A 14,680-nucleotide genomic window follows, 5' to 3' on the forward strand; every position below is an offset into this window, starting at 1 on the left:
CACCACAGTGGCGAAGGCGAAGTTCGAGCGGACGAAGCCGCACGTCAACATCGGGACCATCGGTCACGTTGACCACGGCAAGACCACGCTGACCGCAGCAATCACCAAGGTTCTGCACGACAAGTACCCCGATTTGAACGAGTCGCGCGCATTCGACCAGATCGACAATGCGCCTGAAGAGCGTCAGCGCGGCATCACGATCAACATCTCCCACGTGGAGTACCAGACCGACAAGCGCCACTACGCGCACGTCGATGCCCCCGGCCACGCCGACTACATCAAGAACATGATCACCGGTGCGGCCCAGATGGACGGCGCCATCCTGGTGGTCGCCGCCACCGACGGCCCGATGCCGCAGACCCGCGAGCACGTGCTGCTGGCCCGCCAGGTGGGTGTGCCCTACATCCTGGTCGCGCTGAACAAGTCGGACGCCGTGGATGACGAGGAGCTCATCGAGCTCGTCGAGATGGAGGTCCGCGAACTGCTGGCCGCCCAGGACTTCGACGAGGAGGCCCCCGTGGTCCGCGTCTCGGCGCTCAAGGCGCTCGAGGGCGATGAGAAGTGGGTCAAGTCGGTCGAGGAGCTCATGGAGGCCGTCGACGAGTCGATCCCGGATCCGGTTCGTGAGACCGACAAGCCGTTCCTGATGCCCGTCGAGGACGTCTTCACCATCACCGGCCGCGGCACCGTGGTCACCGGTCGTGTGGAGCGCGGCGTGATCAACGTGAACGAGGAAGTCGAGATCGTCGGCATCCGTCCCGACACCACCAAGACCACGGTCACCGGTGTCGAGATGTTCCGCAAGCTGCTCGACCAGGGCCAGGCCGGTGACAACGTCGGTCTGCTGCTCCGTGGCATCAAGCGTGAGGACGTCGAGCGTGGCCAGGTTGTGGTCAAGCCCGGCACCACCACGCCGCACACCGACTTCGAGGGCCAGGTCTACATCCTGTCCAAGGACGAGGGTGGCCGCCACACGCCGTTCTTCAACAACTACCGTCCGCAGTTCTACTTCCGCACCACCGACGTGACCGGTGTGGTGACGCTGCCGGAGGGCACCGAGATGGTCATGCCCGGTGACAACACCGACATCTCCGTCAAGCTGATCCAGCCCGTCGCCATGGACGAGGGCCTGCGCTTCGCGATCCGCGAGGGCGGCCGTACCGTCGGCGCCGGCCGGGTTACCAAGATCAACAAGTAAGTTTGATCTGACTGCTGCAAAGCGGCGCTCACCTTCGGGTGGGCGCCGCTTTCGCATGTGTGCTCGGCCTTCGTCCAGCTCGACCGAATGCCGTCCATCACATCTGTAACATATGTAACTGGTCAACCGATGTTCCCTGCATACGGCCAGTGGGCTGGTTGCGAAGGGTAGGGGTCATGTTTCGACGTATCAGTGCGCTGACCGGCGCCGCCGTGGTCGGAGCCGCGGCGCTGATGGGTATCTTCTCGGCCGGTACGGCCTCTGCGGCGCCGGGTTGCCCGGACGTTCACTGGATCGGCGTCGCCGGCTCGGGGGAGCGGGTCGACCCGACCGCTGACGGTGGGATGGGCCGCGTGGTCTATCGGTCCCTGCAGGATTTCTCGCGGATGGTCCAGCGGGACGGTCGCACCATGACCGTCGAAGCTGTCGAGTATCCGGCGGTCGCAGTGCCCGCCGACGGTGACCTGATCGGCTGGGGCGGCTTCATGGGCAGTGTCGACGCCGGTGTCGCGGCGCTCGCAAACCAGTACACGGCCTTCACCCAGCAGTGCCCGACGTCCAAGGTCGTGTTGGCCGGCTATTCCCAGGGCGCCATGGTGGTGCATCGGAACCTGAATTCGCTTGCGGCAAGCCCGAATTTGGCCGCCGCCCTGCTCGTGGCCGACGGCGACCGGTTGCCGACCGATCCGACGGTGAATCTCGGAACGGTCAGCGCTGTGCCAGGCGCGGGTAAGGGGGTCGCGCAAGACTGGCCGATCTTGGCGCACACACCTCCTCCGTTGCCGGTTTCGGTGGGCGCCAAGACAATCAGCGTGTGCGATCTGGGCGACGCAGTCTGTGACTACGATCCCGATGCCGAAGAGGTGACGGCGACGGCCGTGGCCATACACACGAGCTACGCCCGGTCGCGATCCGGCGGGTATGCGTGGACCTGGCCGCTGTACCAACTCCTCGGGCCGTCGCTGTCGGTCGATCACCTTGCGCCGACCGGTGCGCCGACGTGATCGATCGGTTCGTCTGCTGCGGACAAGAGGCGCTCACCTTTGGGTGGGCGCCTCTTGTTTTGGTCGCTCGCTACAGAGCGGGCGGGTACTTTACCAGGCGAACTTCACGCAGGTGTGCAATTCTGGCAAATATTATCGCAGACGTAGATCCGGCGTGAATGATGGCGATTGACGTTTCTGCAGGTTTGCTGTGAATGAGTGTCGACGCTGATCTGCCGGTTACTCCGCCGCGATTATCGACGTTGAACTGCGAGGATTTGTCTCCGCTTTGCTGCGCTTGAGGCGTGAGACTATCCGGCAAGGGCCGTAGCGCTTTGCCGTACGTGTGGCGATCCGATAACGACGTGATCCTTGACACACTTTATGGCAAAGCCTAGTGTCTGCTTGCGAAATCAGATGGACACATCTGCTCCTGAAAGGGAGGGACGCGGATGACCTCGCATGGCACTGCTGTCGACCTGGATCTCGGCGCGCTACCGTCTCGCGGGCGCGGCGCTCATCGGCTTCCTGCCAAGGGTTCGGTGCTGAGGCGAACTGTCGCTGCGGGGGGCGCGGCCGTCTGCATCGGCGCCGTCGCGGACACCCCGGTGGCGGAGGCTCTGTCCATAATCCTGCCCGCCGCCGGCGGTTCGGGAAATGTCACCCAGCTCAACATTCTCGAAGGCAACGTCATCAACCCGCAGCTAGCGGTGGCCGGCTCGAATGTGAGTCGCAATGCGGTGACGGGAAACATCGCGCAGGGCAACGGGAACGACAGCGCTGTCGCCGTGACGCCGACGTTCTGGTCGCAGACCATCTGCCTGGCCGGCACGACGGGCAACGGCAACATCACGCAGGTGGACATCTTTTCGTACAACGTCATGAATCCGCAGTTGAGCATCGGTGGCAGCAATACCAGTGCCAACTCGTCGCGGAGCAACGTGTCCACGGGGAACGGAAACAACAGCAGCACCGCTGTGACGTCGGGCGGAACCGTCGCGACGGCCGGAACCACGGGCAACGGCAACACGACTCAGATCGCGATCGGGTCGGGCAACATCATCAATCCGCAGTGGAGTCTTGGCGGCAGCAACGCCAGTCGTAATGCGGTCGTGGGCAACGTATCCACGGGCAATGGCAACAGCAGTGCCACCACCGTCGAGTCGACGGGCGATGGTGGGACTGCTGCGGTGAGTGGTGTGACGGGCAACGGCAACACGACGCAGGCGTCGTTCTTGTCCTTCAACATCGTGAACCCGCAGCGCAGTTTCGGTGGCAGCAACGTCAGCGACAACTCGACGCGGAGCAATGTCTCCAGCGGCAACGGCAACGACAGCACCACCGAGGTGAGCGGTGGCGACAACGGCGCCAACACCGTTGTGGGCACGACGGGTAACGGCAATACCTCGCAACAGGCCACTCGGTCGGGTCAGGTCTTCAACCGCCAGGTGACCTCGGTGATGCCGACGTTCGGTGCCACCGGGGGCGGCAACTCGCGCCGCGGAACGGAGACCGAGACCGCGTCGGTGCGGGCCGCAGCGCAGGCGCAGCCACAGACCCGCGCATCCGCATCGGCCGCATCGCCGACTTCCGATACTCGCGGCGCATCGTCCGACAAGCGCAAGCCCCGTGCCCTTGATGCGGTACGGGCGGTCGCGTCGCACCTGGCGAGCCACGACGAACGCGGTCCCCGGCACGCCAAGGCGGAAGAGTGAAACCACGTTATCGTCAACAGACCGACCTGCCGCCCTGACTGCGCGGCATGGCCAGTTTTAGTCAACCCTGTTGTCCTGCTGAATTTCGTGTGGGTCAACTTGCGCTTTCCCGTATCTCTGTGGTCCGGGCTGCTGTCATTCTTTTTTCGTTCACGGGTGATGGCAAGCGAATTGAATTTCCCGCAATTTCTTGACGCGTCACGGAGGTGTACCGCATGGCCTCGTACACTCGTGAACTGCACGGCGCTACCCACGTAAGCCGCAGTCCACCAACATAATTGCGCGCGCACAGCGCACGTCAACACCGGCTGATGCTGCCGGACACCCACGATTTTGCATCGACGCGAGAACACATTCTGTCAATCCAGCAATTACTGACCCATGCCTGAAGCGGGCAAATATCAAGGAGTTCAAAATGGGTAAGCACAACAGGCCGCGCAAACCGACGCACGTGAACAAGACGATTGCCGCCGGCACCATCGCCGGGTGCACCGCGATGGGATTCGGGGCGCTCACCGCGCTCGATGCCCCCGTGGCCAATGCCGCGCTGTTGAATTTCAAGAACATATTCGCTCCCAAGACCACCACGGTCGTCGGAACGACCGGCAACGGCAACACCACGCAGAAGTCGACCGCGTCGGGCAACGTCAACAACCCGCAGGCCAGCGTGCTGAGCCCGGCGGTCGGCGGCGTGTCGACCAGCGGCCCCGCGACGTCGTCGGCTGTTGGCGGTCCGGGTACCAGCACCTCGGCGAACACCGCCGTGAACACCGGCGGAGCTGCCGTCGGCGGCACCACTGCGGGCGGTTCGGCCGTCGACACCACGACCGGGGTGAGCCCCGCTGTCGGAGGATCGGGTACGGGCGGCGTCTCGGCCGGCGGGGCAGGCGTCGGCGGCACCGGCGCAGGGGGTTCGAATGTCAACGGCGCCACCACGGGTGGCCCCGGAACGGGTGGTTCGGACCTCGGTGTCAACACCGGCGGCCTGGGCGCGGGTGGCTCGAATGTCAACGGCGCCAACACGGGTGGCCCCGCGACCGATGCGGTGGTCAGTGCCAATCCCGCGACCGGTGCAACGACGGTGGCCAACACTCAAACCGGTGGCACGGCAGCCAATGTCAGCACAGGTGACGGGGGCGCCCTGGCCGGTGGGCCGACGGGTGGCAGTACCACGTCGAGCGTGACGAGCGGCGACACCACGGGCGGCAACCCGACCGGCGGAGCGGCGACCAACAACCAGACCGGCGGCGGCGGAACGGGTGGAGGCGTTAACAGCACGCAGAACGCCGGCTCCGGCACCGGTGGCGGGGCCACCACCAACCAGACTGCCGGTGCTGGCTCCGGTGGTGCGGGGACCGGCGGAGCCTCGTCAGCCGGTGGCGGCACCGGCGGAAACGCGACGGGCGGTGCGACGACGGGTGGCAATGCCACGGGCGGCAATGCGACCGGTGGAACGACCAAGGGCGGCAACGCCAGCACGTCGCAGTCGAGCACCAGCAGCGCGACCGGTGGCAGCGCGTCCAGTGGCAGCGCCACCAGCAGCGCCAACTCAAGTGCCAACAGCGGCAACAAGTCCAAGAACAAGTCGAGCGTCAACACGTCGAAGGGCAACGGCAACGGCAGCAGCGTGAAGATCGGCTGACGCCCCGAAAAGATGCAGTCCGGGCCGGACCGTCGCCGCGCCGGTGGCGGTCCGGCCCCTTGCCGATCGGAGCCGACACCGGCCGGCAAGGCCGTATCGCCGCTACGCTAGGTGCGCCGGCCGACCGACAGGAGCAGGGCAATGTCAACCTTGTGGCGCTACATTCGGATCCAGGCTTTCGTCCTGCTGTGCGGCATCGTCGGGCCGATCTTCCTGGTCATCTACTTCACGTCGGGAATGCCGGAGATGAAGTGGATGTTCTGGACCGGTTTGTTGGTCACGGTCCTCGACGTGCTGATTGCCTTGGCGATCACCGGTTTCGGAGTGCAGTCCGCGGCCAAGAACGAAGCTCTTGAGGCGCGTGGGGTGCTCGCGTTGGCGCAGGTGACGGGCATCCACGAAACCAACACCCGAATCAATGAGCAGCCGCTGGTGAAACTGGATCTGCAGATCTCCGGTCCGGGGATCGCCCCGTTCGCCAGTGAGGACCGTGTGCTCGCATCTATCACCCGTTTGCCGATGATCACCAACCGCAGGCTCGTGGCAGTCGTCGACCCGACCACCAACGAGTATCGGATCGACTGGGACAGAAGTGGGTTGATCAGCGGGCTGATGCCCGCCACGTTCACCATCGCCGAAGACAACCGGACCTACGATCTCACCGGCCAGACCGAGGCGTTGATGGAGATCCTGCAGATCCTCAAGGCGCACAACATCGGTATGAACAACATGATCGATCTGCGGGCCAATCCTGCGGCTCGTGAACAGGTTCAGGCAGTTGTGCGCCGCGCGGCCGCGCGGCAGGCCCCGCCGGCGCCCGCGCCCGCGCCCGCGGCCCCCGTGGCGCCGGGGATGACGTTCCCCGCTGCGCCGCCGCCGTCGGCCGCGCAGCGGCTGCAGGAACTCGAGACCCTGCGGGCCACCGGCGCGATCACGGAGGACGAGTATTCCGCGAAACGGCAACAGATAATCGCCGATCTGTAACCGTCGTACCATCGGTCGGTGGTAACGTCGGGTGGCGTGCCGTCGGATCGTGGTTAGGTCGTCCGTGCGATGACGGAAATGCCAGCGCACCAAGCGGTTCAGCCGCTGGCGCTGGTCGATGTCACCACGTCCACGCTGCACTGGCGCGCCGTGCCAACCGAGCCGGGGGCGAACCGTGACGACGTCTACTGATGAAAAGTCCGAGGGCAAGGTAAGTCTGCCCACCCTGACGGCCATGGTGATCGGCTCGATGATTGGGTCGGGTGTGTTTCTCCTGCCGCGCCGATTCGGTGCGGAAGCCGGTGTCGCGGGCGCGCTGATCGCGTGGATCATCGCCGGAGCGGGAATGCTGATGTTGGCCTTTGTTTTTCAACGGCTGGCGACCAGGAAGCCTGAACTCGACGCTGGTGTCTACGCCTACGCGAAAGCCGGTTTCGGTGACTACGTCGGATTCAACGCAGCTTTCGGCTTCTGGGCGTCGGCATGTGCAGGCAACACGTCGTACTGGGTGCTGATCATGGCGACCTCGAGCGCGTTGTTCCCGGCGCTCGGGTCCGGTGACACAGTCATCGCCGTTCTCGTCGCCTCGGTGGGCGTGTGGTTGTTCTGTTATCTGATCCTGCGCGGCGTCAAAGAGGCCGCGATCATCAACCGCATCGCGACCGTCGCGAAGATCATTCCCATCCTGGTGTTCATCGTCATCGCGATCATCGCCTTCCAGGCGGATGTGTTCACGGCGAACTTCTGGGGCGGCGACGGAAACTACTCCTGGAACTCGTTGTTCGAACAAGCCAAGGGCACGATGCTCATCACGGTTTTCGTGTTCATGGGTATCGAGGGCGCCAGCGTCTATTCGCGCTTCGCGCGCAAGCGCGCGGATGTCGGCCGGGCCACCGTGATCGGGTTCCTGTCGGTGCTGGCGGTTTTCATGTTGGTCACGCTGTGTTCCTATGGCGTGCTGCCCCAAGACGAGCTGGGTCAGGTCGACGATCCGCCGATGGCCGCGGTGCTGGAATCCGTGGTGGGCCCGTGGGGTTCGGTGTTCATCCGCATCGGGGTGTTGCTCTCGGTGCTCGGGGCGTACCTCGCCTGGACCCTGATGGCTGCCGAGATCCTCTACCTCCCGGCCAAGAACGACGACATGCCGAAGTTCCTGGCCCGGGTCAACGGCCAAGGCGCTCCCGTGTACGCCCTGGTGATGGCGACCGGTCTGGTGCAGTTGCTGTTGATCCTGGTGTTGTTCACGTCCAACGCGCTCGACTTCATGCTGGACCTGACTGCGGCGCTCGCGCTGATCCCGTACCTGTTGGCCGCGGCGTACGCACTCAAGCTCACCATCACCCGGGAAACCTACGGTGATCGGCGGTCGTTGGTGCCCGACATGGTGGTGGCCGCGCTCGCGACCGTCTACACGCTGTTCCTGGTCTATGCGGCCGGCTGGGATCACCTGCTGTTGTCATGTCTGCTGTATGCGCCCGGCGCACTGCTCTACGTGTTGGCGCGGCGCGAACGCGGATTGCGCATCTTCCGTCCCGTCGAAGCGGTGCTGTGCGGTGTGATCGTGCTCGGTGCGGTCGGCGCGGTGGTGAGTCTGGCGACGGGGGCGATCCAACTCGATCTCCCGAACCCGGTCGAGCCGACCGGACTCGTCCACCTGCCGGATCCGGCTGAGACCACCGGAGTGAAGTGATCGAAAGGGACCGAAATGGGTAGTCCGTCCGCCGGTTACGGCGTGCATTCCGAAGTCGGCACACTGCGCAAGGTGCTTGTGTGTTCGCCGGGCCTGGCCCATGAACGGCTGACCCCGACGAACTGTGACGACCTGCTGTTCGACGACGTGCTGTGGGTCCAGAATGCCCGCCGCGACCATTTCGACTTCATGGACAAGATGCGCGACCGCGGTGTCGAGGTCGTCGAGTTGCACAACCTGCTGACCGAGACCATGGACCTGCCGGAGGCCAAGGCATGGCTGCTGGACCGCAAGATCGTGGCCAACGAGGTCGGCCTCGGCCTGATCGACGACACTCGCGGATTCCTCGACTCCCTGACGTCGCGGCGGCTTGCCGAGCTGTTGATCGGCGGCATGTCGATCCGTGACCTGCCGGCCGAAATGCGGTCCGGATACCGGGCTTTGGCGCGCGAAGCGGCCGGGATCACCGAGTATCTGATGCCGCCGCTGCCCAACACGCTCTATACCCGCGACACCACGTGCTGGATCTACGGTGGCCTCACCCTCAACCCGCTGTTCTGGCCGGCCCGCCATGACGAGACGTTGTTGATGAAGGCCATCTATCAGTTCCATCCCGACTATGTCGGATCCACGGTGTGGTGGGGGGATCCCGAACAGAGCTGGGGACTGTCCACGATCGAGGGCGGCGATGTGATGGTGCCCGGCAACGGCGTCGTTCTGATCGGCATGAGCGAACGGACCTCGCGTCAGGCCATCACCCAGGTGGCGGCCGAGCTGTTCGCCAACGAGGCCGCCGAGAAGGTGATCGTGGCAGGCATGCCCAAGCTGCGCTCGGCGATGCACCTCGACACGGTTTTCACGTTTGCCGACCGTGACGTCGTCACGATCTACCCGGACATCGTCGACGCGATCCAGACCTTCGTGCTCCGCCCCGGCGATGCCGAGCCCGGAGTCGAGGTCGAGGAGGCCACCAAACCATTCGTGGAGGTGGTCGCCGCGGAGCTCGGGCTCGGCGAACTGCGGGTGGTGGAAACCGGTGGCACCAAATATGACTCAGAGCGTCAGCAGTGGGACAGCGGTAACAATCTGGTCGCGGTCGAACCGGGTGTGGTGTTCGCCTATGACCGCAACACCCATACCAATTCGCTGCTGCGCAAGGCCGGGATCGAAGTGATCACCATCGTGGGTGCCGAGCTCGGCCGGGGTCGCGGCGGCGGGCACTGTATGACGTGTCCGATCATCCGCGATCCGCTCGAATGGTAGGGGACTAGAACACGTTCTACTTTGGCTGTTAGCCTGTGCGCAGGATCACGAAAGGACCGGCGATGGCGGCAGGTAGTGGAGCGCTTGACGGGCGCGTGGCATTCGTAACCGGCGCTGCTCGCGGGCAGGGGCGCGCGCATGCCGTCCGGCTCGCGAGCGAGGGTGCCGACATCATCGCGATCGACGTATGCGCACCGGTCGCCGATTCCATCACGTATCCGCCGGCCACCTCCGATGATCTCGCCGAGACGGTACGGCTCGTCGAGGCGGCGGGGCGCAAGGTGCTTGCCCGTGAGGTCGACATCCGTGACCTGGCCGCGCAGCAGCAGGTGGTGGCCGACGGCGTCGAGCAGTTCGGCCGGCTCGACATCGTGGTCGCCAACGCGGGTGTGCTGAGTTGGGGGCGCATCTTCGAGATGAGCCCCGAGCAATGGGACACCGTGGTCGACGTCAACCTCAACGGCACGTGGCGCACCCTGCGGGCCGCGGTGCCCGCGATGATCGAAGCGGGCAACGGCGGGTCCATCATCATCGTGAGTTCGTCGGCGGGGCTCAAGGCCACCCCGGGCAACGCCCACTATGCCGCGTCCAAGCACGGTCTGGTGGCGCTGACCAACTCATTGGCACTTGAGGTGGGGGAGTACGGGATTCGCGTCAACTCCATCCACCCGTACTCGATCGACACCCCGATGATCGAGCCCGAGGCCATGGCGGAGGTGTTCTCGAAGTACCCGAGCTACCTGCACAGCTTCGCGCCCATGCCGCTGCATCCGCTCGGCGAGGACGGCACCCGTGGCCTGTCGGCCTTCATGACGCCCGACGAGGTCGCCGATGTGGTGGCGTGGCTGGCGGGTGACGGCTCGGCGACACTGTCCGGCAGCCAGATCGCCGTCGACCGCGGCGTTCTGAAGTACTGACTTTTTCCGCCGAGCAGACGCTCCGGTACCCCATTCCGCGTCGAACGGGGTACCCGCGCGTCTGCTCGCGGAGAAACTTGCGCAGCTCAATCGGGCGGGTGCACCGTCATGACGTCGTCCTCCCCGGCGGCCGCGCCCGGAATGTAGCCGTCACCGCCGTCGTTGAGCGCGCTGTGATGGCGGCTCCACAACAGGTAGAACACCAGCACCAGGCCGACCCACAGACTGAACCACAGCCACGTGATCGGCGGTAGGCCGTACAGCACGAACAGACACACCAGCACCGACAGGATCGGTGTCACCGGATATCCCGGAACCTTGAAGGAGCGCGGCAGATTCGGCTCGCGAACGCGCAGGATGATCACACCGACCGACACCACGATGAACGCCACGAGCGTGCCGATCGACACCAGATCCCACAGGTAATCGAGCGGGACGAAGCCCGCCAGAAGGCCCGTGACGACGGCGACGACGATCGTGTTGTTGACCGGCGTCATGCTGCGCGGGTGGACCTTGGCGAACATGGGCGGCAGCAGGCCATCGCGTCCCATGGCGAACAGGATGCGGGTCTGGCCGTACATCACCACGAGGGTCACCGAGAAGATCGATATCACCGCGCCCAGCGCCAGAATCGTGCTGGCCCAGGTCTGTCCGTGCAGGATGCTGGTGAGCATGACCGAAAGCCCGGCCTCGGCCTGCTCGTCGGATCCGAACGCGTCGGCGGACTGCGTGCCCAATCCCGCGAACGCCACCAGGATGTACACGCTCGTGACGACGATCAACGCGCCGAGGATCGCGCGCGGCATGGTCTTCTGCGGATCCTTGACTTCGTCACCCGCCGTGGAAACCGCATCCAGTCCGATGAACGTGAAGAAGATGGTGCTCGCGGCAGCGGTGATACCGGCAAAGCCCTTGTCCCAGAATCCCGCGAAGTGGTCGGTGGTGAATGCCGTGAAGGCCACTGCGACAAAGAGACCGAGCACCGCGAGCTTGAGGATCACCATGACGGTGTTGACCATGGCCGACTCGCTGGCGCCGCGGATCAGCAGCAGGGCGCACATCATGATCAGCACCGTGGCGGGCAGGTTGATGATGCCCGGTGTCTCGCCCCAGGGCGCGGCGGTCAACGCATGAGGGAGCCGGAAGCCGAACAGGTTGTCCAATAGCTCGTTGAGGTAACCGCCCCAGCCGATCGCGGTCGCCGACATCGACACGCCGTACTCCAACAGCAGGCATGCGGCCACCCCCATGGCCACCATCTCACCCATCGTGGTGTAGGCGTAGGAGTAGGTGGACCCCGAAACCGGCACCGCGGCAGCCATTTCCGCGTAACAGATGGCGCTGAGCCCCGCCGCGACACCCGCGACCACGAAGGACACCAGCACCGCGGGACCGGCTTTCGGCACCGCCTGCTGCAGCACGATGAAGATGCCCGTGCCGACGGTGGCGCCGACACCGAACAGGGTGAGCTGGAAGGTGCCGATACTTCGCTTGAGATGATCGGAGGCGCCATGTGCGACGGGCGCTCCGGTGACAGGGCGGCGGCGCAACAGCTGATTCGCGAGGCTGATGGATGGAGCGTCATGGTGCCTCCTCGGTGCCGTTCAGGCGATTATGGGCGTGAATCCGCCAAGGCGTCGGCGAATTGGTCAACGGCCCAATCGATCTCCTCGGCGGTCACCACGAGCGGCGGCGCGAACCGCAATGTGGCCCCTTGTGTGTCCTTGACCAGCACTCCACGCTCGGCGAGCCTCATGCTGAGGTGTTTGCCCGTGCCCAGCGCCGGGTCGATGTCGACCCCCGCCCAGAGCCCCAGGCCGCGGACGGCCACCACCCCGTGACCGATCAGCCCGCGCAACCGGTTGTGTAAATGACGGCCGAGTTCGGTTGAGCGCTTTTGGTACTCGCCACGCCGCAGCATCGAGACCACGGTGCTGCCGACGGCTGCGGCCAGGGGATTGCCGCCGAAGGTCGATCCGTGCTCGCTGGGGTGCAGCACCCCGAGCACGTCGCTGTCGGCCACCACGGCCGACAGTGGCACCACGCCTCCGCCGAGCGCTTTACCGAGCAGGTACACATCGGGCACCACACCCCAGTGTTCGCACGCGAACGTGCGGCCCGTGCGGGCCAATCCGGCCTGGATCTCGTCGGCGATGAGCAGCACGTTGCGTTGGTTGCACAGTTCGCGGAGCCGCGGCAGGTAGTCGTCGGGCGGCACGATGATGCCGGCTTCGCCCTGGATCGGTTCGATCAGGATCGCCACGGTGCGCTCGTCGACGGCGTCAGCCGCCGCGGCGGCATCACCGAAGGGGACCGGCCGAAATCCCGGGGTGTACGGGCCGAAGCCGCGGCGCGCGGTCTCGTCATCGGAGAAGCTGATGATCGTCGTGGTGCGACCGTGGAAGTTGTTGCGCGCCACCACAATGTTGCCTTCGGGCACGCCTTTGACGTCGGTGCCCCATTTCCGTGCGACCTTGATTCCGCTTTCGACGGCTTCTGCGCCGCTGTTCATCGGAAGGACCATGTCCTTCCCGCACAGCTCGGCGAGCGCCTGACAGAACGGCGCCAACCGGTCGGAATGGAAGGCGCGGCTCACCAGGGTCAGGGCGTCCAGCTGGGCGTGCGCGGCCGCTACGATCTCCGGGTTGCGATGGCCGAAGTTGACGGCCGAGTACGCGGCCAGGCAATCGAGGTAGCGCCTGCCCGCGACGTCTGTGATCCAGGCGCCTTCCGCGCTGGCTGCCACGACAGGCAACGGCGAGTAGTTGTGCGCGACGTAACGCTCGTCGAGCGCGATCACAGCCTTGGTGGCCTCGTTGTCCACGCCTTCCAGAATGGTCACGGATGCACCTCCAACGTGCAGCATTTGACGGATCCGCCGCCTTTGAGCAATTCGGAAAGGTCGACGCCGACCGGCTCGAACCCGGCGGCACGCAACTGCGCGGCGAATCCGGTCGCCGCCGCGGGCAGTACCACGTGGCGACCGTCGGACACGACGTTGAGGCCGAGCACGAATGCGTCGGCGCTGCCCACCTCGAGCGCGTCGGGAAACAACTCGTGTAACCGCTGTCGGGACGGGCCACTGAACGCCGGCGGATAGTAGGCGATGGTGGTGTCGTCGAGCACGGCCAGTGCCGTGTCGAGGTGATAGAAGCGGGGGTCGACGAGTTCGAGACTCACCACCGGCAGCCCCGTGCTCGCGGCGATCTCGTCGTGCGCCTGTCGTTCGGTGCGGAATCCCCAGCCCGCCAACAGGGTTCGCCCGACGAGCAGCAGGTCTCCCTGCCCTTCGTTGACGTGCTCGGTGGTCACGGTGGTAAAGCCCTGCGCGGCCATCCAGTCGGCATAGGCCTCGGCTTCCCCGGTGCGCTGCGGATAGGCGAACCGTGCCACCACCGCGGTCGCGCCGATGACGAATCCGCCGTTGGCGGCGTAGACCATGTCGGGCAGGCCCGCTCGCGGTGACACCAGGTCCACGCGGTGTCCCAGGTCGAGGTAGGTCTGCCGCAGGGCCTCCCACTGAGCCATCGCCCGGTGGTTGTCGACGGGATTCGTGATGTCCATCCACGGATTGATCGCGTACTCGACGGTGAAGTGGGTGGGGGCCGTCATCGCGTAACGCCGGACGGTGGGTTTTCGGGAGGGCGGCCGCGGTGCGGCAGGCTCTAGCGGCATGACATCGTCGAAAATCGTCATGAATCGACGATATGGAGCCAATCTGGCGCAATCAATCGCTCTATCTTGCTTGATATCCATCGATATATTGCGTGAGATCCGCTAATGTGGCGGTTTATTGCGTGGAGGTGTCATGGATCGTCTGGACGAGACGGACGAGCTGATTCTGGCTGAGCTGGCCGAGCATGCCAGGGCCACCTATGCCGAGATCGGGCAGCGGGTGAATCTCTCTGCGCCCGCGGTCAAACGCCGGGTGGACCGCATGGTGGCCGCCGGCGTGATCCGGGGATTCACCACCGTCGTGGACCGCAATGTCCTGGGCTGGCGTACCGAGGCATATGTCCAGGTTTTCTGTCATGGCACCATCGCTCCCGCGCAATTGCGCGCGGCCTGGGTGGACATACCCGAGATCGTCGGCGCCGCGACCGTGACCGGCACCGCGGATGCGATCCTGCACGTGCTGGCCCGCGACATGCAGCACCTTGAGGAGGCGCTCGAACGTATTCGGTCCAGTGCCGACATCGAGCGCAGTGAGAGCATCGTCGTGCTCTCCAACATCATCGAGCGAGCCCGGCCATAATCCTGCGCAAATGTAGGGTGGCGCACAACGCCG

The 14,680-nt window shown here is 65.2% G+C and carries 12 protein-coding genes; 9 read left to right on the forward strand and 3 right to left on the reverse strand.

Annotated elements, in window-relative coordinates; genetic code table 11:
- Positions 1–7: 7 nt before the first annotated feature.
- The 8 genes from tuf (at position 8) to G6N67_RS20975 (ending at position 10,392) form a co-directional block, all read left to right on the forward strand.
- Positions 8–1,198: an elongation factor Tu gene (gene tuf / locus G6N67_RS20940; protein WP_036429167.1), complete on the forward strand. Its 1,191-nt coding sequence runs from the start codon at positions 8–10 to the stop codon at positions 1,196–1,198.
- A gap of 176 nt (positions 1,199–1,374) precedes the next feature.
- Complete coding sequence (locus tag G6N67_RS20945) at positions 1,375–2,202, forward strand: cutinase family protein (RefSeq protein WP_051578460.1); 828 nt, start codon at positions 1,375–1,377, stop codon at positions 2,200–2,202.
- A gap of 431 nt (positions 2,203–2,633) precedes the next feature.
- Positions 2,634–3,896, forward strand: coding sequence for a hypothetical protein (locus G6N67_RS20950; RefSeq protein ID WP_131524555.1), 1,263 nt, complete (start codon positions 2,634–2,636; stop codon positions 3,894–3,896).
- Between the two features lie 415 nt (positions 3,897–4,311).
- Positions 4,312–5,538 (forward strand): hypothetical protein, encoded by a 1,227-nt coding sequence (locus G6N67_RS20955; RefSeq protein ID WP_131524553.1) that lies wholly within the window; start codon positions 4,312–4,314, stop codon positions 5,536–5,538.
- Between the two features lie 141 nt (positions 5,539–5,679).
- Positions 5,680–6,522, forward strand: a complete 843-nt coding sequence (locus G6N67_RS20960) for an SHOCT domain-containing protein (RefSeq protein WP_036429164.1) — start codon at positions 5,680–5,682, stop codon at positions 6,520–6,522.
- A gap of 175 nt (positions 6,523–6,697) precedes the next feature.
- Complete coding sequence (locus G6N67_RS20965; protein ID WP_051578458.1) at positions 6,698–8,212, forward strand: basic amino acid/polyamine antiporter; 1,515 nt, start codon at positions 6,698–6,700, stop codon at positions 8,210–8,212.
- 15 nt (positions 8,213–8,227) lie between these two features.
- Positions 8,228–9,475: an arginine deiminase gene (gene arcA, locus G6N67_RS20970; RefSeq protein WP_036429162.1), complete on the forward strand. Its 1,248-nt coding sequence runs from the start codon at positions 8,228–8,230 to the stop codon at positions 9,473–9,475.
- Between the two features lie 62 nt (positions 9,476–9,537).
- Positions 9,538–10,392, forward strand: coding sequence for a mycofactocin-coupled SDR family oxidoreductase (locus G6N67_RS20975; RefSeq protein ID WP_036429160.1), 855 nt, complete (start codon positions 9,538–9,540; stop codon positions 10,390–10,392).
- An 86-nt stretch (positions 10,393–10,478) separates the two neighbouring features.
- Here G6N67_RS20975 and G6N67_RS20980 read toward each other — a convergent pair whose 3' ends face one another.
- The 3 genes from G6N67_RS20980 to ddaH form a co-directional block, all read right to left on the reverse strand.
- A complete protein-coding gene (locus G6N67_RS20980; RefSeq protein WP_230022114.1) occupies positions 10,479–11,942 on the reverse strand; it encodes an amino acid permease in 1,464 nt (487 codons plus the stop codon).
- 62 nt (positions 11,943–12,004) lie between these two features.
- Positions 12,005–13,258, reverse strand: coding sequence for an ornithine--oxo-acid transaminase (gene rocD / locus G6N67_RS20985; RefSeq protein WP_051578457.1), 1,254 nt, complete (start codon positions 13,256–13,258; stop codon positions 12,005–12,007).
- Positions 13,231–14,088, reverse strand: coding sequence for a dimethylargininase (gene ddaH, locus G6N67_RS20990; protein ID WP_110798334.1), 858 nt, complete (start codon positions 14,086–14,088; stop codon positions 13,231–13,233). The genes rocD and ddaH overlap by 28 nt, the downstream gene beginning before the upstream one ends.
- Before the next feature lie 112 nt (positions 14,089–14,200).
- Here ddaH and G6N67_RS20995 point away from each other — a divergent pair, with 112 nt between their 5' ends.
- Positions 14,201–14,647 carry an Rv2324 family transcriptional regulator gene (locus tag G6N67_RS20995; protein WP_036429157.1) on the forward strand — a complete coding sequence of 149 codons (447 nt, stop codon included), beginning with the start codon at positions 14,201–14,203 and terminating at the stop codon, positions 14,645–14,647.
- Positions 14,648–14,680 lie beyond the last annotated feature (33 nt).

This window comes from Mycolicibacterium mageritense, from assembly GCF_010727475.1.
Lineage (GTDB): Bacteria > Actinomycetota > Actinomycetes > Mycobacteriales > Mycobacteriaceae > Mycobacterium > Mycobacterium mageritense.